Genomic DNA, 20,557 nt, shown 5'->3' with positions numbered 1-20,557 from the left:
GGTTTATTATTTCTTTATCAATTTAGCATTTGCCGTTTTATCACTATCCGTTTTTATCACCACCAGATAAGCACCTTGCACCAAAGCCTGTGTATTAATCTTGGTCACTTTATTCTTCGTTTTCAAGCTCTGAAGCTGTCTTCCACTCATGTCATACAATAAAATATCCGCTTCTTTAAAATCAAAACCGATTTCTACGTAAGCATAATCTGAAACAGGATTTGGGTAAATCTTGATATCATATTTCGGGGTCAGCTGATCTACTTGTTTGTCGCCCAGTTTTATAATCTTCCAGTTTTCCTTTCCTAATTCCTTGGCACTGGTTCCGGCTAATATAATCGAACCGTCTCTGTTCAATTTCAGGTCTGCCAGTCTTTCCTCTTTTTGTCTGGATTCTCCATTTACATGTTTTCTCCATTGTTCATTTCCGTTTCCATCCAAATACAACATCCAGAAGGTTTCATCGTCTTTTTCAACTCTTCCTTCGGACTGAGTATAGCCGCCTAATAGAATCCCTTTTGAAGATTGATCATCAGCCGAATGAATAACATTCATTCCCATTAGAATATCTCTTTTCCCAAAATTGTAGGATTTCTGCCATTGCTCATCGCCTCTTTCATTCAAAGAGATTAACCACAGATCAGTTCCATCTTCAATACCTACTGATTTATTTCCGGATCTTTCCGATCTGGATTCTCCACCGATAATGAAACCGCTTGATGTTAAGGCTAAAGTTCTGATGTGATCATCACCTTTGCCACCAAAGTTCTTTTCCCATTCAACTTTTCCGTTTTTGTCTAGTTTTACAATCCAGTAGTCACCTTCACCAAAATTGCTGCTGGCTTTTGGCATGTAGCTGGTAGCTACTGAGGTCGATTTTGTACCAGACTGCTCTTTATTGCTCATTACTGATGGCTGATTGCTAATAGTAGTGCTTCGGGAATAGATTCCCAGTAATGCTCCTCCGTCTTTAGTAGGAATCATTTTCTCCACTTCGTCTAAACCTCTTCCTCCTAAAATCAATTGAGAAAGTTCTTTTCCGTCTTTGTCAAGCCTGGTAATCAAAACATCTTTTGAACCATAACCTTTCAATTTGGAATCCTGAGCGGAGACGAAGGATCCGGCAACAAAAAAACCCAAATCTGTGGTTTGAATAACTGCCCGCGCTTCTTCATCCGAAGAGCTTCCCAATGTTTTTTGCCACAACTCATCACCAAATTCATTGATTCTGATCAGCCAGATATCAGATCCTCCTTTCGAATCCTCTTTTTTATCAAGTCCCTTTCCTGAATAAGAAGTTCCGGCAAGCAGGAACCCACCATCCTGAGTGGTCACTGTAGCTGATAAATAGTCGTGGTTTGATCCTGAGAAATATTTTTCCCAGACCTGCTCACCTTGCTGATTGAGTTTTACCAAATGAAAATCATAACCGTTATTGAGCCGCTGGCTGCTGGCATTTGGCGATTGGCTTTTTGACTGGATACTACTTCCTGTAATAAGGTATTGTTGATCAATAGTTGTAGTCACCTGGCTTAAGAAATCCTGGGTAGAGGATTTGATGTCTTTTTGCCAAACGACTTCCTGGGCAGACAGACCCCAAAATGCACATAAAGTATATGCGCCGAGATAAAGTTTCTTCATTCCCGTATTGTTTTTTTAATTTAAATTTTTGCGAATTTAACGTTTTTTAACACTTCCCCAATCTCTTGTTAAAGTGAATTAATATGAATTATATCACAGGCTTAAGGCTTAATATTAGGGTTAAAATTGATTAATGCGAATTTATTAATGTGGTACGTCAAAACTTGTCGTATTATATATGATGATGTAAATTGTTGAAAAAAAGTTGGAAATAAATCGGAGAATATTTATTACGGCAAATATGCAATAAAAAGAGTGATCATATAAATACATACTCCATAGATTCATGAATTTATAAATTTAAAACAACAACCTCTTAAATCAAATAATTAAAAATCAACAACTTATATATTTTAATTATTTTTTTCACATACGTTGAAATGGGTATTTAGATCTGTTTTTAAAAACCAGATGAAAAGATATTTAGTATGAGCCTAATACATTTATAGGGAAATAGAAGAATCCAATATCTTTCACAGGATCCGTCTGGAGAAAGTACTTCAAAAAACAAATGATGTTGTAAAGAAAATGTGAATATACATCCCTTCAAAATTAAGATTGAAGATGAATATGCTACCTAAAACTGTTTTGTTTAGCCAAACAGAGGCAATAAAGTTTGTTCAAAATTTAAAATTCTAAAATCTGCATTATCAAAATCAATACTTTCATCATTATTGGTGAATACGATGGTTTTCATTCCTGCTCCTTTTGCAGCAAGCAATCCGGAATGGCTGTCTTCTATAGCAATGCAATGTTCAGGAGGAACACCAAGATTTTTTGCCGAAGTTAAATAAACCGCCGGATGAGGCTTTCCTTGTGTTTCAAATTCGGATGAATGAACAGTGTCAAATAAATCCCTGACCTGAAGTTTTTCGAGAACTGCATCTGCTACCTGTAAAGGGGCATTGGTTGCTAATCCTATTTTATAGTCTTTGCTTTTAAGATCTTTAATAAAGCCCTGTACACCAGACATCGTACAGTCTTCTGATTGTATATATTCGATCACTCTGGTAATGACTTTCTGCTCTACTGAAGCAACATCCAGGTTCTCCCACGGAAATCTTTCATACCAGAATTCAGTAACTTCCCGGGTTGTCATGTATTTTGTGTTTGCCGCCAGCTCTTCGGTTACCTGAACTCCATAAGAAGAAAATACATCCAGTTCTGCTTGTGCCCAGAAACCTTCGGAATCAACGAGAACCCCGTCCATATCAAATATTACTGCCTGTAATGCCATATTTTTGAATGATGAATTATATGAAATTTATTGAGTGATCTTGTAAACACAACGTTGACCACCGGAAACAATATGATCTACCCTTTCAACCTGGTAGTCCTTCCCTATCAGAGATTGGAAATTAGATAATTCGGCACGGCAGAATCCCTGACATTCGGTTGCTGCAGCACAGATCGGACAATGGTTTTCTATTAAAAAATAGTCTTTCCCTTCTTTTTTCCATTCTGCCATATATCCTTCTTTACTGCGGACTTTTGCCAAAACGTCGAGACGCTGCTCCAAAGATTTTGTCTTCGAAATCTCCTTCTCATATCGGTCGTGGGTATTTTTTTCACGATCACTGATTAATAAATCCAGTGCATTTTCTCCTAAAAGATTTTTTACAGATTTTAAGAGCTGAACCGTTACTTCAGCATGGGTATCCGGAAATTGAGACATCCCTTTATCAGTAAGTATATAATAGGTTGACGGACGGCCTACCCCTTCACTCTTCACGATTGGTTCGATAAGTCCTTCCTGAGCAAGATTCAGTAAATGCTTTCTAGCACCTTCTTTGGTGATGGATAATTCTTCAGCAATAAGAAGCGAGCTCGCCTCGCCCCTCATCTTCAAAAACATCAGAATACGGTCTGCTGCCGGCTTTTTCATTTGACAATAATTAGGTTGTTTTATTTTCCAACAACAAATATAGTCATTTTCTATAATCTTTAAAATTACTGCTTAATCCGATTATTTACAACTATTTAGCTTTATAGCAGATTAACTCTATAAAACAACCAAAAAGTTGTTTTATTCAAATATATTATTACCTTTGCGATACATTAATCAAAAAAATAAATACAATGAAACCGTTTACCTTACCTCAATTGGCTTATGCATATGATGCTTTGGAACCATTTATCGATAAAGAAACAATGACTATTCACCACCAACGTCATCATCAGGCTTATGTTGATAATCTGAATGCTGCTTTGGAACAAACCAACGAAACAAACCCTGACTTGGATTCTTTGCTTCAGAGAATAAGCGAATACAGTCCGGCAGTAAGAAATAACGGAGGTGGTCATTACAATCATTCTTTATTCTGGGAAATTATTTCTCCGCAACCCAAACTGACTCCGAACGGTAAGTTGAATGATGCTATCACAACAACTTTCGGAAGCCTGGAAGATCTTAAAGCCGAAATGAAGAAAGCCGGTCTTGGGCAATTCGGATCCGGCTGGGTCTGGCTGTATGTGAAGTTCAACGGTTCACTTGCTGTAAGTTCTACGCCTAATCAGGATAATCCGATGATGGATATTCTTTCCATGAACAGAGGTTTTCCGATTCTTGGAATTGATGTGTGGGAGCATGCGTACTATCTGGCTTATCAGAATAAGCGGGCAGACTATCTTGATTCATTCTGGTCTGTTCTCGACTGGTCAGCCGTAGAAAGAAAATATGAGGAAGCACTTTCAAAAATCAGATAATTCACATCGATTATAAAATGATTATGAATCAGGAAATTTTCATCAATAAAGCAAAAGCTTCGGGTATTATTGCCCTTGATCTTTTAGACTATAAACCTTGTACGGAAATTGTAGAACTGGATATTAAAGATCATCTTTTCATGGGAATGATTGTGAAAGAGAAAGAATTTAAAGAATCAATTGCTTCAGTGGATTTTTCCGTGTACAACGAGAAAGCAGTAGGAATTATCTGTTCTACGGATGCAATTATTCCACCCTGGGCTTATATGTTACTCATGGAAAAATTATCACCTTATGCTGTCTATGTTGATCTGAACAGTGCCAAGGCAGTTCTTCTTGATCTGTGGAAACGCCGTCTCACGTATGCCGATCTTAAGCATTTTAAAGATCAGAAAGTGGTAGTCAGGGCAAATGCAGATCATGATTCTTCTTTGTATCTGCTGGCAGCCTGGCTTTTGAAACCCATCGTTAAGAGTTTGATGTATGGAGAAATAGGTTTGCCTAAAGTAATTTTCAAAAAATAAACAACATGAAAGCAATCATATTTAACGGATCCCTGGAAAGAAGAGCGGAATCTACCTCAGGATTTATTTCCGGTTATTTTGCCGAAAGTCTTCAGCTATTGGGCTTTCAAACGGACATTTTCACCCTTGCCGATTCCGGAATTCCATTGTTTGATGTCACCCTTACTAAAACGCCTTTGGCAGTAGAGCGTATGACACAGATGTTTACAGATGCTGATCTTCACATCTGGCTCGCTCCCCTTTATCACGGAAGTATTCCGGGAGTGATGAAAAACTGCCTGGACTGGCTTGAGGTTACAGCTAACCGGTATGAACCCTATCTTACTGATAAAACAGTAGGGTTAATATGTTGGGCAGACGGGTTGCAGGCCATGCAGGGAATCAATGCGATGGACGCCATTGCCAAATCATTGCGGGCATGGCCGCTTCCCTTTAGTGTTCCTATTGTTAAATCTGCCTTATTTGACAGCAGTCATCCAACAGAGATATCATCTCTTTATGCAGGAAAGTTTGATAAGCTGATCAGCATAGCAACGACCAAAAGAATTGAAAAACTATCATAAATTAATCATTACACAGTATAGCAGCAACGATCAATTGATTCTCACGAAAGATGCAATGACAATGACAGATCAAACTGGTTAAAAATATATGCTAACCTGTTTCTTAGGAGCAAAAAGTTTATTATCGGAACTTTTTACTTCTGATTTTACCAGCAGATTAGCCTGCCAGATTCATATGAAGGCTCAGATGGATGGACTGTCTGTAAAAATTGCTGCAGATTGATGGATTTAAAATAAAAGTTTGCACAGTTTATGATGTATAAATTGTTGAAACTGCTTTAATTAAGTTTAGCAGGGATTTCCAAAACACAGGTTGTTGAAGAAATCCCTTTTTATTCCCTTTTAAAATAAATAATATGGCTATAAAAATAACGGATGCCTGTATCAATTGTGGCGCCTGTGAACCGGAATGCCCCAATTCAGCCATCTATGAAGGTGCCATCGACTGGCGTTGGCAGGATAAAACAAAGCTTTCGGGAAAAGTAACTTTCCCTGATGGAACGGAGGTAGATGCCAATGCTTTTAATGAGGCTTATTCCGATGAGGTGTATTATATTGTATCCGGAAAATGTACCGAATGTAAAGGCTTTCATGAAGAACCACAATGTAAAGCCGTTTGTCCGGTAGATTGTTGTGTGGATGATCCTGATCATCGTGAATCGGAAGAGGTATTATTAGACCGACAGAAATTCATGCATGGCTCCTAAACTTTTCTGACCGATTATCATTATTCGTTTTTGTAACAAGAATGAACAATATTCTACTTATAGAAAAATCAAAATATCACGATAATTTAATAATACCCTGTAAGTTATGAAAACGATATTGTTATTTCTCGCCTTATTACCCGCCATGTGGTCTGCCCAAACGGATGTTCAAAAGCTTAAAAAAGAATATAGCCAACTTACGGAGAAGTCCAGTTATGGAAATAATCCAAAAGCAGGGCAATATTATGACGTCAATGGGATAAAAATGTATTGCGAAACCTATGGCCAGGGTCAGCCTTTACTGCTGATTCACGGAAATGGCGGTTCAATCGTTGACTTTTCTAAGCAGATTCCATTTTTTTCAAAACATTATAAAGTAATTGTAGCTGACAGCAGAGCACACGCAAAATCATTAGATAAAGGAGATGCATTGACTTATGAGATGATGTCTGATGATTATGCTGAGCTGCTGAACAAGATGAAAATTGATTCCGCCCTGGTTATTGGCTGGAGTGATGGCGGAATTAACGGTCTTTTGCTAAGTATAAGGCATCCTGAAAAGGTGAAAAAGCTAATTGTCACGGGTGCTAATTTACGTCCGGACTCTTCTGCCGTAGAAACCGATATCTACAAAAGAGTCAGTGCCAATTATGCTGAATTTAAAAAGCAAATGGCCGTTAAGAAAAATAAAAAAGATCTGGATTATACGGTTCTCAAATACAAAAGATTATTAAGCGAACAGCCCAATATCAATACAAAAGATCTTCATCAGATTAAAATCCCTGTTCTTGTTATCGGTGGAGATTATGATGTGATAAAACCGGAACATACCCTGGAAATATTCAGAAATATACCCAAAGCCAATCTATGGATTCTACCAGATTCAGGTCACAGTACTTTGGTTGTATATACCGATGAATTTAATGCTAAAGCTGATACTTTCTTTAAAACGAAATTCAGAACAATCAGGGATAGAGATCGGGAATTTTAATTGAAACAATAATGTATATACACAATCTACGCACATGTAAGTTGCGTGAGATTTCAAAATCTTTATATTTAAATTTCTAGCACACCAAATCAAAAGAGGCCGTCTCAAAAGTGTCATTCTGAATGAAATGAAATGTAGTGAAGAATCTTAAATAACAGATAAACAATAAGATTCTTCCTTCGTCAGAAATCGAAGATTCGGCGTAGCCAATGACAAAAGCCAAATTATTTGACTTTTGAGACAGCCTCTTTTTCTGTAGAGTTATGTCCCTCATGTGAACCAAAGACTTAGATTTCTTTAATCTTCATATAAATTTTTTGGGTATAAGGAGTAGATATTCTCAATTCAGTTCCGTATTTTAAAATGGCCCCGGCAAACAACTCCAGCTCATTATCTTTTTTTCCTGAATGAATATCCAACTGTAAAGACGTTGGGGTTTCAAAAGGAAATGTGGCTGCTTTTTCAAATGTTTTTTCAATGATATCGTCCTGAAGATGAATTTCTTTTTTATCTGCAATCAGCTTCATTTCTTTCATAATTTCAGTGGCTTCCTGTTTCTGCTGTTCATCGGTATACACTGTTCCGATTGACGAATTATGCTTTGCGGTTACCAGCCCGAAACTTGCGATAAAGAAAAACTTAGTCCAGATATCGATTAGTGAATTGTCTTTACAATCAAAATCAATTTTGCTTTCTTCAAGTACATCGGTAACCCATTTCACATCCGTTGAAAAATGTTCCGGATCACGTCCTACAATCATTTTCCCGGGCTTTCCTTTATGTTCTACAGTTCCTTTTTCTTTAATATGAGAAGCTACATAAATGCAGGTAGGCAAAATAACATTTTCAGGAATTATTTTTCTGATTCTCTCGTAGATATCCGCTCCGTTCATCATAGGAAGAAGTATAGTTTCTTTATTAATGACAGATAAAAGCTGTGTGCACACGTTTTCAAGATCATATTCTTTAACACAGATCAGAACCAGATCAGGATTTTTTATATCTGCAATATTTTGCTCAAGAGCATTGGGACATGTTTGTTGGCGTGCATGTTCCGGAGAAAGTAAGATTAATCCGTCTTTTTTTACCTTTTCGTAGGTTTCTCCTCTGGCCACAAAGGAAACGAAATACTTTTCTGAGGTTTCATTGGTCTGATTTATTTTAAAGCCAAAATATCCGCCTACACCTCCTAATCCAACAATGACAATATGTTTTTTGTTCATGAAATTATTTTTAGCAAAGATCAATGACAACAGTGAAACGATCACTTGACAAATGAAAAGAAATTACATTTTATGGATATCTTTTCTGATCCGGCTCAGCGAACTGTCTTTGATTCCGAGATAGGAAGCAATAATCTTCAGTGGAACATGCTGAAAAATGTCAGGATCTTTTTTCATCAGGTTAAAATATCTCGTTGAAGCTTTCTGACTGGCCATTTCTATCAACCTGTCATGAATCTTGTAATAATTAAGTACAAAAAGAAGGCGGCTAAATTCTCTGAATTCAGGGATATTGTGAAAATTATCCTGAACATTTTCCAGGCCCGTTTCCCAAAAAACACAATCTGTGATGGTTTGATATATTTCTTTGGTAGGCTGTTGTCTGAAAAACGATAAAAAATCATTCACAAAGCACGGTGCAGCATAAATATTTGTTGTAATCTCTTCATTATCTTCATTCAAAATATAAGACCGGACATACCCTTTTTCCAGAAAATAGGTTTTGGTACTGATTACATTTTGGTCCAGTACAACGGCATTTGCTTTCAGCTCAAAACGATTGAATTTTTCGGTAATTTTTTCAACCACCTCATCTTTGATACTGAACAAGGAATGAAAATAATTGTTGATCGATGATTTATCCATTAAATTATAATGCTATCTATTTGGACCGTCTAAAATAGGGATAATTCTGTGAATTTATCAGCCGTTCTTATGAGATATCAAAAACAACCCTGCTATCAGTATCGAGCCTGCTGTCCGCCTGCTGATTTCTCGTCTTAAATTCTGATTATTTTTAATATATTGCCTTTTATATTCCATAAAAAACAGGATACTTAAATGAACGACCTTATATTAAAATCAAATCGGTTAACCTTACGTACATTCAAGGAGAGTGATGTTTCCAATGTACATGAAATGCTTTTAAAACCAGAAATTACGGCATTCAATCCCACTTCATACGCCGATGACGAAAAGGAAACCCAAGCATTGATAGATGCCTGGAGGTCAGAATCAGAAGCCCAACAGAACCGGAAAAAGTTTACTTTTTTAATAGAAACCACCATCGACTTTACATTTGCAGGTATCATCGGAATTGATCTTATTAAGCTTCATTACAAAAATGCAGAAACATGGTATAAGCTTAGCCCTGAAGTCTGGGGAAAAGGATATGCAACAGAAGCCCTTGAAAGAATTATTCAGTTTGGTTTTGAGGATTTGAAACTCCATAGAATTGAAGCAGGCTGCGCTGTTGACAATATTGCCTCTTATAAAGTTATGGAAAAATCCGGAATGATAAGAGAAGCACATCGCAGAAAACTGCTTCCACTAAAAAACGGTTGGAGTGATAATTATGAATATGCTATTCTTGAAGAGGATTATTTTTCAAAATAATAAATCCATAATTACAATGGTCAGTCATCTTTTTCAACATTCTTATTGACCTATCAAAACTTAAAAACCATCTCAAAACACACATTAACAAATTAATTACCAATATAATATATATTTAAAAAGAAAATTAAAAAGCGATTTTCATTATATTCACAGGCTTCTATTTCATCCTGATTTTGAACATTTTTAAAAGGTTTTTGGTAAGAACAAAAGCCTGAAAAGGGGCTAAATTTGCATATCAATGAAGAAGTCTTTCCACATATCACTTATCTTTTTGTTTATCCTGTTTATGAGTACCATGATAGGACTCTCAAACAACAGAAAAAGTATGAGTCCAGTAGATTCTTCAAAAGATCAAATGAGTTTGAAAGCTTCCGGATCTGCTCTTCAGCATACTAGCTTATTGGTAGAATCTGTTGCAGAAAATGATTTTGATGCAGACAAAACTTTCTTTGATCTCCCTTTTACTTTCTTTGTAAAATACATTCTGTTTTGGGGTTCAGATGCCAACTCCGGCGCAATGATTACTTCTGCTGCAGAGTTTGTACATCATTATCACCTTCCCAAATATCTTTTATTTCATAATTTAAAGATCAGGATCTGATCCATCTTTCCTATAAATCGGTACATCTCTATTGTAGAGAATTTGCCCCTTTTCAAATTAAGATTATCTCAACTACTCTCAGATAGTCCGTTTCACCTTTAAAAAAATATAAGCTATGCATGAATTAAGTATAGTGAAGGATATTTTTGACACCTTGGAATCTCATTATGATGCCAAAGTAGAAGATATTCAGCAGGTTCAGGTAACGGCAGGACTGCTTTCCAATGTTCAGCCTGTCCTCATCCAGAACGCATTCGATGCCTTTATTACCGATCATCCATACTATCAGGAAATGGAACTTGAGGTTCTTGTAAATGATATTATTGCCCATTGTGAACGGTGTGATAAGGATTTTCAGGTCAGGTATCATACGTTTGTCTGTGACGACTGCGGAACTCCTTCCGCCCATATTGTTCAGGGTAATGAACTCTTTATCTCAAAAGTAATTTTTAAACAAAAAGACCATTAATATGTCAACAGCTAATCCAAAAAGTTTAGGAAACCGCGTAGGTTCGGTTCAATGTGATAATACCACTCTTCATTTATTAAAAGCCAATGATTTTGTGGCTAAAGCCATCAGAGAGCGTTTAAAAGACGTTTGTGTCATCAACGTCTGCTCATCTCCGGGATCCGGAAAAACAACGCTGATGCAGGAAACAGGAAAACGTCTTGCGCAGGATCTAAATATTTCAATTCTTGTAGGCGACCCGGAAACAGAGCGTGATGCAATCCGTATGCGTGAAGCAGGAATTAATGCTCTTCAAATTGTAACCGGCGGAATGTGCCATATTGAGGCACAGATGATTTTGCAGGCTTTAGATCATATCGAACTGGAAGGTGTTGATTTACTGTTTATAGAGAATGTAGGAAACCTTCTCTGCCCGTCTGCCTTTGACCTGGGAGAAGATTATCGGGTTACCCTTCTGGCGTCTACCGAAGGGGATGATAAGCCTAAAAAATATCCACGTATGTTTTTAACAAGTGAACTGATGCTTGTATCAAAAGCAGATTTACTTCCTTACGTTCCATTCTCGGTGGAAGCGGTGACGAAAGATGCTCATGAAGTAAACCCGAACCTTGAAGTCATGACCATCAGCACCTTAAACGGAGACGGAATTGATGAATGGTGCAACTGGCTGAAAGAGAAAGTAAAATTGAAAAAAGCAAGTGCTCTTCAGGAAGATTAATCTATGAATATCATACAACCGGTCGTAATAGATGAAGTAAAAACAGACGAAAATCGAAGTGATTGCCAGGAAGTCTTAGAACTCGAATGGTTCGAAAATAAAAAACAAAAGCTGACCCGGGCTACATCCTCCGGGTTGGTTTTGGAACTAAGACTGCCCCATCAGCAAGAATGGCAGCAGGGAGATCTTTTATACAGTAATGGCAAATTGGTTGCTACAATCAGTATCAAAGACTGTCTTACCATCTGTTTTCCTGCAAAAAATGATCAGGACGCTGCAGATTTCTGTTATTTCATTGGCAATCAGCATTTGCCTGTATTTCTAATCGGAATACAAGAATTTGCAGTTCCGTATGACGGTCGTCTCTACGAACAGCTCTCGCTAAGATATAACGGACGTATTGAATTGAGAGATACTCAGTTGCTATCCACTCAATCACTACGTCATCTGACAAAAAATAAAGCACATGAAAATTAAAAACTGGGGTATCACATGCCTTTCCGCTGTGATACTCATCGTACAAAGCTGTAACAATCCGAAAAGTTCGAATCAAAAAGAAACTTCATCCAATATATCAGTCTCTGCAACAGACAGCAGAGGCAAAACCATTACCCTTCCTCATGAGGCAAAACGGATTGTTGTTTTATACAATGCCCTCGTAGATGATGTCTATATGCTTCAGGCAGGAGAAAAAATTGTAGGTATTCCACAGCAGATCTATGAAATGGAGGATACTTACCATTTTCTTTCCAGGCTTGATGACCGTATTAAGAATAAAAGTATTGCCACACCTACTTTTGGGGGACAATCCAGTAATGCAGAAAGTATAGTAGGTCTGAAACCTGACTTAGTACTGACTTTTAATACGGATGAAGATAACATCAATCAAATTGAAAACCTTGGCATTCCGGTATTTACTTTTTCATCTTTGAATGATGAGAAAATTTTAGATGAATTAAAAAATGTAGGAAAACTCCTCGGAAAACAAAAACGGGCCGAAGAAATTACAGGCTATGTATCAGAGGAAGTGAAGAAAATGAGAACTTCTCACGAAGCTTCTCCCAAAAAAATCTATTATGCCTGGTCAAAGGGACGTATCATGTCTACTTCCGGAAAAGGAAGTTTAATTGATATGGCGATTACATTATCCGGCGCCCAGAATGCCTGTCCGGTTCCTGTAGAAGCCCCGAATATCAGCGCAGAAACACTATACAAATGGAATCCTGACCTGATTATTTTATGGAATTCCAAATTGTCAGATGTGTATAGTTTAAAGGAGCTGACAGCCCTTCCTGCGGTAAAAAACAAGCAGGTCTTTGTAATGTCTCCTTCTTTTCCGTACGATCCGCATACTGTGAAATTTATGTTATTTGCCAAGCAGCTTCGTCATTGGTGCATGCCATCATATACCCAAGAACAATTGGATCAGGATGTGAAAAAAGCTTTTGAAATAATCTATGGTAAAAAAGGATTGATCTGATGGTGAAAGGCAGCAAAATAATCTTCCTCCTCATTCTTTTACCCATTGTGTTGGGAGTGATCTCACTGATTATAGGTTCCAGTGAAAATATAGGATTAGGAGAACTTTTCCATCACATTGCTGTGGTATCAGGATTTTCCGAAGATCCGACTGTTCTGCATGGAAGTTTATCTACCATTTTGTGGCAGGTACGACTGCCGCGGATTGTACTTACCTTTTTGGTAGGGGCTTCATTGGCTTCTTCAGGAGGAGTATTACAGGCAGTATTCAGAAATCCCATTGTTGATCCGTTTACCCTGGGAATTTCTTCAGGTTCGGCATTCGGTGCTGCCTTAGCCATGTTGTTTCCGGTAATGGCTGTTAATATTTCTGCTTTTATTTTTGGAGTTATAGCGGTCGTTATCACTTACCTTGTCTCATATGCCGGGGCTAAAACTTCCATTGTGAGTATGGTTCTTGCCGGAATGATTGTTTCAGGAGTATTTACAGCTTTCCTCACCGTCCTTCAGTATTTGAGTGACCCTTATAAATTACAGGCTATCGTCCAATGGACTATGGGTAATTTACATACCGCTTCCTGGCAGAAAGTATATACCGCAGTATTTCCCGTTCTTATTGGATTATTTGTTATTGTTATCCTTCGGTGGAAACTCAACCTTCTGGCATTAGGAGATCATGAAGCAATGGCAGTCGGGGTAAACCCTACCCTTCTGAAGCTGGTTCTGATGGCTGTTGCCACAATGATTACTGCTTCGTCGGTAGCTGCTGTAGGAGTCATTAGTCTGTTCGGATTGATTGTGCCTCATATCAGCAGGATGATCTTTGGCCCCAATAACAATATTACCGTTTGGGCCAATATCAGTATCGGAGGAACATTTTTATTATTGATTGATGACTTTTCACGTACTGTAATGCCGTTTGAAATTCCGATCGGGGTATTTACCATGATTATCGGAGCCCCGATTTTCATTTATCTAATGCGTAAAAACGCCATAAACTGGAACTCATGACCTCAATAATTTCTATAGAACAATTGTCTTTTAAGTACGGAAAAGATGAGGTATTAAAAAACGTACGTGCTGAATTTCCAAAGGGAAAGCTTTCCGTTATTCTGGGAAGGAACGGAAGTGGTAAATCAACTTTATTTAAAATTATTGCCGGACTTGAAAAGGAGTATACAGGAAAAGTATTCATCGCTGATAAAGAACGCCGAAAAATCAAAATAGGAACCGGTTCACCTGTTCGTGTCGGATTTTTAACCCAGTTTCATCAAACGACTTTTCCATTTAAAGTAATGGATGTGATATTGACCGGTCGAGCCTCTTTTTCAAGGTTTTCGCCTAAACAACCGGACTATGATGCCGTGGAGGAAATTCTTCACAAATTTAATTTAATGCACTTAAAAGATAAACCCTACACCGCTCTTTCCGGTGGGGAACGCCAATTAGTTTTGCTTTGCAGGGTTCTCGTTCAAAAACCTGATATTTTAATGCTTGATGAACCCACCAATCATCTGGACCTGCATTATCAGGTAGCTGTACTGGAAGTTATCCGTCAGCTGGTCAATGAAGGGACTACAGTTTTATGTGTGATGCATGATCCGAATCTTGCGTTTCTCTTCGGTGATGAATTTTTTGTCATGCGACGCAATGAGTTAGTTCCTGTCCAATCATTGAAAACAGATGAACTGAAGCAACTTCTTGAAGATACTTACCAGGTTCCTTTATTAGCCTTAGACAATCAGGGAACCCCAATGTTTGCACCTCAATTAAAATAAAATATATGAAAAATCATGAAGAAATAACAATTTCGAAGGTAGAAGACTACCATGTGTTTGAAGTATTGCCTTACGTCATGGAATTCAGGCGTCAGCTGTATCCGTTGCTTGATCCGTTGATCGTACCCAAAGACCTCGTTAATTTTGAACAAAATTATCTTCATTCTCCATCGGGAGCTTTTTTACAAGCCCGGACAACAGACGGAAAACTTATAGGTGTTATCGGAATGATGCCGTTTGATTACCGTTTTCCTCACCTCAGTATTGATCAAGAAACCACGGTAGAAGTTGCCCGGCTATTTGTCAACCCGGATTACCGCAGATCAGGTATTGCCACCCGTCTATTTCAGGAGCTGGTCATCACGGCAGAGCAAAAAAATATCAAACGTCTCTACCTTCACACCCATCCTTTCCTACCGGGAGCCTATGAATATTGGCTTAAACAGGACTTTAAACTTCTTAAATCCTGCTATGAAGGAACCTATCCTACACTGCATATGGAATTAATGATTTGAGAAGATAACTACGTAATACAGAGAAGAAATATACATGAATGCAACAAAGAAAGTGTTATACATCAATGGTATAATGCTCTTACTTCCTTTTGCCTTATCGGCTCAGGAAACCCACTCTATTTTTGGAAAAATTCTGAACCAGGAAGGCAGAATAATTTCTAATGCAACGGTCTCCATCAATGAGGGAAACACTACTAAGACTAGTAAAGACGGTAGTTTTAAGTTTGAAACACCGGTTCAGTATCCGGCTCAGTTAATGATCGATGCCAAAGGGTATCCAGGATCCCATATTACATTGGATTCGCTGTCCTATGATGATAAAAACGGAATCACGATTCGTCTGGCAGAAAATCAAACCCATATTCAGGAGGTTCTGATTACGGCCCGAAGAAATAACTCTTATCTCACCAACAACCTTGAACTGGGTGGAAAATTTTCGGGAAATTTAAAAGACCTTCCTCAATCAGTTTCAATAGTAAGCAGTGAGTTTATGGAAGACAGGCAGGCTTATACAACCCGGGAAGTCGCACAGGATCTGGCAGGAGTAACAACGGCTTCTTCTTATGATGATCTGATTATCCGTGGTTTTAAAAGTGGCTATGAAACAGGAATTCGCCTAGTTAATGGCTTACGTTCAGGATATAGCTATGGAAACAGCTATTATCGCTCGCCTTTAACGATTAACCTGGAAAGTGTTTCTGTTTTAAAGGGTCCTGGAGCTTCTTTATTCGGAGATATTACTCCGGGAGGGACAATTAATATGGTAACTAAAAAGCCATTGGAAACCCAGAAAGGATCTATCAATTTTTCCGTGGGAAGCTTTCAAACGATACGTACCAGTATTGATTTGGGTGGTCCTTTAGACAAGGAAAAGAAAATTTTATATCGTTTGAATGCAGGTTATGAAGACAGTAAAACCTTCCGTAATGTAAATCAACAGAAGAATTTTATGATAGCACCATCATTTACTTTCAAACCGTTTGACGGGACGCAGGTGGATATTGATCTGGTTTATGATCAGTTTCATGGCTATCTTGATCGTGGAATGGGACTCAGAAATAATGATTTCTATGCACTTCCCCGCTCTTTTACTTTAAGCCAGCCTTCGGATTTTTATAATACCAAAACATTGTCATTCAGTGCGAGACTAAACCAAAAACTTACTCATAATCTTTCATTGAATGCCAGCTATATGAAGTCTATCTACCAGGAAGATGTTAACGAACATCGTACCCTGAACAGTTACGCTGATGCTCCCACTAATACGATCATGAATATGCGTTTCTTTGACCGCCATGGAAAAGACTATACTGATAATTCTGTCGTCTATCTGAAATGGGATTTACCCGGCAGTACCATACAGCACCATCTTATAGCCGGTGTTGATTATTCTCAATATGAAGGAGACAGCAATAATCAGCAACGCGAAGCGAGACAACAGAAAATCGACGGAAAGATTGTTCCTCTGACCTTTGATCTTAATAATCCTACCTACACCACCCACGATCTGAGCAATTATGTTTGGCTGCCACAGGGAAATTATCCTTTTTTAAGTCCTTATAAAACAACCGGAATCTATGTGCAGGATCAGATTTCATTTGCTGAAAGATTGAAACTTATTCTAGGATTGCGTCATGAACATTATTACTCGGAAACCGTAAGTTCTGCCGACCGTTATCATGCGACACAAAATGCATGGCTTCCCCGAATCGGATTAACTTATCAGGTTAATGATCAGATCAATTACTTTGCAAGTTATTCTCAGGGATTTGCTCCTGTTGGGGCCAATTTCATTCAGAATTATCAGGATTATGGGGCAGACAAGGCGTTTACTGCGGAACATAGTTTCCAGATTGAAACAGGTCTTAAAACCGGATTCTTTAAAAACCAGCTGCAAATGGACCTTTCTCTTTTCCAGATTGAACGTAAAAATATGCTGATTGCTACAGGCGAGATCAGTACCACGGGTTTTCCGGTGTACAGACAGTCCGGGCAAGCAGTATCAAAAGGTATTGAACTTGACATCCGCGGTCAGCTGACCAAAGAGTTCCAGATCATGGGAAATTATACATTTAACAAAACAGAAGTAAAATCCTCTTCTATTGCGTCTGAAGTGGGACAAGCTTTACCGGGAGCTCCTAAAAACATGGCAAGCATGTGGTTAAAGTATGTTTTCTCCACCACTGCTTTAAAAGGACTGGGATTCGGAGCCGGAGTCTATTATGTAGATACCAGACGTATGGATAACAGTATAGGAAAAGACGGTTCCGGAAATGCTCTTTGGGGAAAATGGCCATCTTATACCACTGTAAATGCAGCTGTTTATTATCATATCGGAAAAATGAAAATGGCAGTGAATGTCAGCAATCTTTTTGATACATATTACTTCCTGGGAGGCTTTGATTATACGAGAGGCTTTCCGGGAGCTCCCAGAAATGTGACGGTTTCTGTGGGGTATTCATTCTAACTTATTTTTTAATTTTGTGGAGACCTGGGCTATTTTTTGATAGTCCGGGTTTTTTGTTGATGAAAGCCAAAATGTCATGTATTTTTATGACACTAAATATTGCGATACAATCTCTCGCTAATCTTGCGGATAACGCAGATTGTTATGGAGAAATCCTTATACTAAAAACTCTATTCTCTAATTACCGTAAATGCACGACTCTTTTAATTCTACTTTCAATCTGTCATTTTTTGTATCTTCATTGTATTAAAAGCTTATACAATCAATTATGAATAATGATTTCTCTTACCATTTCACGGAACCTGACAAGGAAATTGCTGATTTTGTAGAAAGTCTGGGAACATTTCATAATGCTTCGTCTGAATCCAAAGAAGTGGTTATTATTCCCGACGGAAGAATTGATCTGTTTTTCTCTCGATCCCCCTCAGAGCCTTTTCATATTACGCTTCTTGGATTGGAAACCTATCCGGAACAACGGCAGATTCCGTCACAGACTACAGCTTTTGTTATCAGTTTTAAACCTATCGCTGTTGAATATATTCTAAACACTTCTGTTGCGGATTTACTGAATATAGGAAAAGAACTTCCCAATGATTTTTGGGGATTTAAAGCTGAAGACTTACAGGATTTTGAGCTTTGTTGCCAGCATGCTACACAAAAAATAAAAGCACTGCTTCCCGAAAAAACAGACGAAAGAAAACGAACCCTTTTTGAATTGATCTATTCGTCAAAAGGGGAAATGAGTGTGAAAGAACTTTCGGAAAAAGTGGGTTGGAGCAGCCGGCAGATCAACCGTTATTTTACCAAACAATTAGGGCTTTCTTTAAAAGCCTACTCTACCATTTTACGGTTCAGAGCCTCATTGGAGCATATTGCGAAGGGAAAATTGTTTCCTGAGCTTAATTATACGGATCAAAATCACTTCATCAAAGAAATTAAAAAATTCTCCGGAGTGGCTCCTAAAGAATTATCAAAAAACAAAAACGACCGATTTGTACTATTATCAGTGTTGAAAGAAAAATAAATTTGCATAGTAAAATTTAAATAAACATGCTGATAGATAATAAATCAATAGCAATCGTTGGTGGAGGTCCTGCCGGACTTACACTGGCAAGACTTTTACAATTGAAAAATGCTCATGTAAAAGTATACGAAAGAGATGTTAATAAAAATGCCCGGGTGCAAGGCTCACCACTTGATATGCATGAAGATTCGGGATTGGCGGCTTTGCGTAAGGCTGAATTATTGGAAGAGTTTAAGAAGAACTTCCGTCCCGGCGCCGATAAAACTCTTATTCTCAACGAACAGGCAGAAATACTGTACAGTGATCACGATACAAAGCCTGAAGAGGATTTTGGCCATGAACATTTTCGTCCGGAAATAGATCGTGGTCCACTGAGAAATATGCTGCTGCAATCTTTACACCCTGAAACAGTGGTTTGGGACAGTCATTTTATTTCCATGGAGCCTAAGGATAAAGGCTGGCTGCTTCATTTCAAAAACGAAACGTCGGCGTACGCTGATATTGTAATTGCTTCAGATGGTGCCAATTCAAAAATCCGCCCTTATCTAACGGATATTAAACCAGTTTACTCAGGAATTATTATGCTGGAGGGAAATGTTTCAAAAGAAGCAGCTCCACATATTGATGCTTTAATTAAAGGTGGTAAAATTATGGCATTCGGCAATACTCAAAATATATTGATCGGGCAGAAAGGTAATGGTGATCTGGGATTTTATGCAAGTTTTAAGGCTGATGAAAATTGGGCAACCAGAAGCGGTCTGGATTTTTCAGACTCTACGCAAATTCTCAGATGGTTTAAAAAAGAATATGCCGAGTGGAGCAACATCTGGGATGAGTTATTTGAGAATGCAAAATATCCATTTATTCCCCGCCCGATTTATTATATGCCTTTAGATCAAACCTGGGAATCTAAATCTAATCTAACTTTGATTGGTGATGCCGCACATGTAATGCCTCCATTTGCCGGTGAAGGGGCTAATATGGCTATGCTTGATGCTCTCGAATTGAGTGAACATCTGACCGATCAACAATATAAAACCTTACAGGAAGCTATTTTCCATTATGAAAACAATATGCGCAACCGGGCTTCCGCCGTTACAAAGGAGTCTCTTGAAAACGGAGAACGAATGCATTCTGAAAAAGCGTTATCAACTATGGTGGAATTTTTTACAGCCCATTTGGAATGATCAACAAAAGGCTGCCTCAAATTGAGACAGCCTTGACTAAAAATGATTTTCTCTCCATTAGATCCTGAATGGAAGAGACTTGTGTACTAAAACGTCTTTATAATTTTTATACTAAATATTTAAGGTTTATTAAACAGACACCATGCAATACAAAGTATGAGCTTCATAGATTTATAAGAAATTTCCGCCAGTATAAGAGCCTTCTTCTGATAGCATAATGAAAACTGAATGATATCAATGATAAAAAATTGCAATTTATCAGATATTTGTTCAGACCATAGCACATACATCAGTAAAAATTTTTCCCTCATAGTTTATAAAATTTATGTTTTTATTTTCAGATAATTTCTTTTGTATAGTGATTATATAAATTACTTGGTTCCATTAGTCAAATGTAAAATATACATTTAAAAAAATAAAAAAAAGCAATACTACATGAATACAACACATCGTCAAACAACTGAACAACAATAAATTAAGCAAGAAATCCAGAACTCACTATTCCAGCATATACTTTACCTGACAAGCCTAAAAACATCCATACAAAATCCATACAAGCACATTAA

23 protein-coding genes are annotated in these 20,557 nt (G+C 37.8%); 18 read left to right on the top strand and 5 right to left on the bottom strand.

From position 1 onward, the window contains the following. Positions 1-6: 6 nt before the first annotated feature. From EG342_RS15500 to EG342_RS15490, 3 genes are all read right to left on the bottom strand, one after another. Positions 7-1,641 (bottom strand): T9SS type A sorting domain-containing protein, encoded by a 1,635-nt coding sequence (locus EG342_RS15500; RefSeq protein WP_103293282.1) that lies wholly within the window; start codon positions 1,639-1,641, stop codon positions 7-9. A gap of 592 nt (positions 1,642-2,233) precedes the next feature. Next, positions 2,234-2,878, bottom strand: a complete 645-nt coding sequence (gene hxpB, locus EG342_RS15495; protein ID WP_103293283.1) for a hexitol phosphatase HxpB — start codon at positions 2,876-2,878, stop codon at positions 2,234-2,236. 27 nt (positions 2,879-2,905) lie between these two features. Next, positions 2,906-3,526: a helix-turn-helix transcriptional regulator gene (locus tag EG342_RS15490; RefSeq protein ID WP_103293284.1), complete on the bottom strand. Its 621-nt coding sequence runs from the start codon at positions 3,524-3,526 to the stop codon at positions 2,906-2,908. A gap of 194 nt (positions 3,527-3,720) precedes the next feature. Here EG342_RS15490 and EG342_RS15485 point away from each other — a divergent pair, with 194 nt between their 5' ends. From EG342_RS15485 to EG342_RS15465, 6 genes are all read left to right on the top strand, one after another. Then, positions 3,721-4,347 carry a superoxide dismutase gene (locus EG342_RS15485; RefSeq protein ID WP_103293285.1) on the top strand — a complete coding sequence of 209 codons (627 nt, stop codon included), beginning with the start codon at positions 3,721-3,723 and terminating at the stop codon, positions 4,345-4,347. 23 nt (positions 4,348-4,370) lie between these two features. After that, positions 4,371-4,871 carry a DUF2480 family protein gene (locus EG342_RS15480; protein ID WP_103293452.1) on the top strand — a complete coding sequence of 167 codons (501 nt, stop codon included), beginning with the start codon at positions 4,371-4,373 and terminating at the stop codon, positions 4,869-4,871. A gap of 5 nt (positions 4,872-4,876) precedes the next feature. Beyond that, positions 4,877-5,434, top strand: a complete 558-nt coding sequence (locus tag EG342_RS15475) for an NADPH-dependent FMN reductase (protein WP_103293286.1) — start codon at positions 4,877-4,879, stop codon at positions 5,432-5,434. 88 nt (positions 5,435-5,522) lie between these two features. Beyond that, positions 5,523-5,657: a hypothetical protein gene (locus tag EG342_RS25635; protein ID WP_260232376.1), complete on the top strand. Its 135-nt coding sequence runs from the start codon at positions 5,523-5,525 to the stop codon at positions 5,655-5,657. A 133-nt stretch (positions 5,658-5,790) separates the two neighbouring features. Next, entirely contained in the window at positions 5,791-6,141 is a 351-nt protein-coding gene (locus tag EG342_RS15470; RefSeq protein WP_103293287.1) for a 4Fe-4S dicluster domain-containing protein, read from the top strand. A gap of 106 nt (positions 6,142-6,247) precedes the next feature. Then, a complete protein-coding gene (locus EG342_RS15465; protein WP_103293288.1) occupies positions 6,248-7,132 on the top strand; it encodes an alpha/beta fold hydrolase in 885 nt (294 codons plus the stop codon). Positions 7,133-7,419: 287 nt separating this feature from the next. On the opposite strand, the gene EG342_RS15460 is transcribed toward EG342_RS15465, so the two are convergent. Together EG342_RS15460 and EG342_RS15455 are read right to left on the bottom strand one after the other, a co-directional pair. Then, a complete protein-coding gene (locus tag EG342_RS15460; protein WP_103293289.1) occupies positions 7,420-8,355 on the bottom strand; it encodes a ketopantoate reductase family protein in 936 nt (311 codons plus the stop codon). A gap of 63 nt (positions 8,356-8,418) precedes the next feature. Beyond that, positions 8,419-9,000, bottom strand: a complete 582-nt coding sequence (locus tag EG342_RS15455) for a Crp/Fnr family transcriptional regulator (RefSeq protein ID WP_103293290.1) — start codon at positions 8,998-9,000, stop codon at positions 8,419-8,421. A 195-nt stretch (positions 9,001-9,195) separates the two neighbouring features. Between EG342_RS15455 and EG342_RS15450 the strand changes: the two genes are divergently transcribed. The 12 genes from EG342_RS15450 (at position 9,196) to EG342_RS15395 (ending at position 19,991) form a co-directional block, all read left to right on the top strand. After that, positions 9,196-9,750, top strand: a complete 555-nt coding sequence (locus EG342_RS15450) for a GNAT family N-acetyltransferase (RefSeq protein ID WP_103293291.1) — start codon at positions 9,196-9,198, stop codon at positions 9,748-9,750. Positions 9,751-10,078: 328 nt separating this feature from the next. Beyond that, complete coding sequence (locus EG342_RS15445; protein ID WP_123868109.1) at positions 10,079-10,354, top strand: hypothetical protein; 276 nt, start codon at positions 10,079-10,081, stop codon at positions 10,352-10,354. Between the two features lie 115 nt (positions 10,355-10,469). Continuing rightward, on the top strand, positions 10,470-10,823 hold the full coding sequence (locus EG342_RS15440) for a hydrogenase maturation nickel metallochaperone HypA/HybF (RefSeq protein WP_103293293.1): 354 nt from the start codon (positions 10,470-10,472) through the stop codon (positions 10,821-10,823). 1 nt (position 10,824) lies between these two features. Next, positions 10,825-11,541, top strand: coding sequence for a hydrogenase nickel incorporation protein HypB (gene hypB / locus EG342_RS15435; RefSeq protein ID WP_103293294.1), 717 nt, complete (start codon positions 10,825-10,827; stop codon positions 11,539-11,541). 3 nt (positions 11,542-11,544) lie between these two features. After that, positions 11,545-12,018 (top strand): urease accessory protein UreE, encoded by a 474-nt coding sequence (locus EG342_RS15430; protein ID WP_103293295.1) that lies wholly within the window; start codon positions 11,545-11,547, stop codon positions 12,016-12,018. Then, entirely contained in the window at positions 12,008-13,021 is a 1,014-nt protein-coding gene (locus EG342_RS15425; protein ID WP_103293296.1) for an ABC transporter substrate-binding protein, read from the top strand. The genes EG342_RS15430 and EG342_RS15425 overlap by 11 nt, the downstream gene beginning before the upstream one ends. Then, on the top strand, positions 13,021-14,031 hold the full coding sequence (locus EG342_RS15420; RefSeq protein WP_164465192.1) for a FecCD family ABC transporter permease: 1,011 nt from the start codon (positions 13,021-13,023) through the stop codon (positions 14,029-14,031). Before EG342_RS15425 ends, EG342_RS15420 begins: the two co-directional genes overlap by 1 nt. Continuing rightward, a complete protein-coding gene (locus EG342_RS15415) occupies positions 14,028-14,798 on the top strand; it encodes an ABC transporter ATP-binding protein (protein WP_103293297.1) in 771 nt (256 codons plus the stop codon). The genes EG342_RS15420 and EG342_RS15415 overlap by 4 nt, the downstream gene beginning before the upstream one ends. Positions 14,799-14,803: 5 nt before the next feature. Beyond that, positions 14,804-15,313, top strand: coding sequence for a GNAT family N-acetyltransferase (locus EG342_RS15410; protein WP_103293298.1), 510 nt, complete (start codon positions 14,804-14,806; stop codon positions 15,311-15,313). Between the two features lie 34 nt (positions 15,314-15,347). After that, positions 15,348-17,780: a TonB-dependent receptor gene (locus EG342_RS15405; RefSeq protein ID WP_103293299.1), complete on the top strand. Its 2,433-nt coding sequence runs from the start codon at positions 15,348-15,350 to the stop codon at positions 17,778-17,780. 268 nt (positions 17,781-18,048) lie between these two features. Beyond that, positions 18,049-18,804 (top strand): helix-turn-helix domain-containing protein, encoded by a 756-nt coding sequence (locus EG342_RS15400; RefSeq protein ID WP_103293300.1) that lies wholly within the window; start codon positions 18,049-18,051, stop codon positions 18,802-18,804. 26 nt (positions 18,805-18,830) lie between these two features. Continuing rightward, a complete protein-coding gene (locus tag EG342_RS15395; RefSeq protein WP_103293301.1) occupies positions 18,831-19,991 on the top strand; it encodes an FAD-dependent oxidoreductase in 1,161 nt (386 codons plus the stop codon). Positions 19,992-20,557 lie beyond the last annotated feature (566 nt).

This window comes from Chryseobacterium lactis (genome assembly GCF_003815875.1).
GTDB classification, from domain to species: Bacteria; Bacteroidota; Bacteroidia; order Flavobacteriales; family Weeksellaceae; genus Chryseobacterium; species Chryseobacterium lactis.
This window is presented reverse-complemented; position numbering and strand designations above follow the sequence as displayed.

Coding starts and splice junctions, on each gene's coding strand:
- EG342_RS15405 (WP_103293299.1), top strand. CDS start 15,348: ATGAATGCAACAAAGAAAGTGTTATACATCAATGGTATAATGCTCTTA.
- EG342_RS15415 (WP_103293297.1), top strand. CDS start 14,028: ATGACCTCAATAATTTCTATAGAACAATTGTCTTTTAAGTACGGAAAA.
- EG342_RS15425 (WP_103293296.1), top strand. CDS start 12,008: ATGAAAATTAAAAACTGGGGTATCACATGCCTTTCCGCTGTGATACTC.
- EG342_RS15480 (WP_103293452.1), top strand. CDS start 4,371: ATGAATCAGGAAATTTTCATCAATAAAGCAAAAGCTTCGGGTATTATT.
- EG342_RS25635 (WP_260232376.1), top strand. CDS start 5,523: ATGCTAACCTGTTTCTTAGGAGCAAAAAGTTTATTATCGGAACTTTTT.
- EG342_RS15450 (WP_103293291.1), top strand. CDS start 9,196: ATGAACGACCTTATATTAAAATCAAATCGGTTAACCTTACGTACATTC.
- EG342_RS15490 (WP_103293284.1), bottom strand. CDS start 3,526: ATGAAAAAGCCGGCAGCAGACCGTATTCTGATGTTTTTGAAGATGAGG.
- EG342_RS15420 (WP_164465192.1), top strand. CDS start 13,021: ATGGTGAAAGGCAGCAAAATAATCTTCCTCCTCATTCTTTTACCCATT.
- EG342_RS15475 (WP_103293286.1), top strand. CDS start 4,877: ATGAAAGCAATCATATTTAACGGATCCCTGGAAAGAAGAGCGGAATCT.
- EG342_RS15445 (WP_123868109.1), top strand. CDS start 10,079: ATGAGTCCAGTAGATTCTTCAAAAGATCAAATGAGTTTGAAAGCTTCC.
- EG342_RS15400 (WP_103293300.1), top strand. CDS start 18,049: ATGAATAATGATTTCTCTTACCATTTCACGGAACCTGACAAGGAAATT.
- EG342_RS15460 (WP_103293289.1), bottom strand. CDS start 8,355: ATGAACAAAAAACATATTGTCATTGTTGGATTAGGAGGTGTAGGCGGA.
- hxpB (WP_103293283.1), bottom strand. CDS start 2,878: ATGGCATTACAGGCAGTAATATTTGATATGGACGGGGTTCTCGTTGAT.
- EG342_RS15395 (WP_103293301.1), top strand. CDS start 18,831: ATGCTGATAGATAATAAATCAATAGCAATCGTTGGTGGAGGTCCTGCC.
- EG342_RS15440 (WP_103293293.1), top strand. CDS start 10,470: ATGCATGAATTAAGTATAGTGAAGGATATTTTTGACACCTTGGAATCT.
- EG342_RS15410 (WP_103293298.1), top strand. CDS start 14,804: ATGAAAAATCATGAAGAAATAACAATTTCGAAGGTAGAAGACTACCAT.
- EG342_RS15470 (WP_103293287.1), top strand. CDS start 5,791: ATGGCTATAAAAATAACGGATGCCTGTATCAATTGTGGCGCCTGTGAA.
- EG342_RS15430 (WP_103293295.1), top strand. CDS start 11,545: ATGAATATCATACAACCGGTCGTAATAGATGAAGTAAAAACAGACGAA.
- EG342_RS15485 (WP_103293285.1), top strand. CDS start 3,721: ATGAAACCGTTTACCTTACCTCAATTGGCTTATGCATATGATGCTTTG.
- EG342_RS15465 (WP_103293288.1), top strand. CDS start 6,248: ATGAAAACGATATTGTTATTTCTCGCCTTATTACCCGCCATGTGGTCT.
- EG342_RS15500 (WP_103293282.1), bottom strand. CDS start 1,641: ATGAAGAAACTTTATCTCGGCGCATATACTTTATGTGCATTTTGGGGT.
- EG342_RS15455 (WP_103293290.1), bottom strand. CDS start 9,000: ATGGATAAATCATCGATCAACAATTATTTTCATTCCTTGTTCAGTATC.
- hypB (WP_103293294.1), top strand. CDS start 10,825: ATGTCAACAGCTAATCCAAAAAGTTTAGGAAACCGCGTAGGTTCGGTT.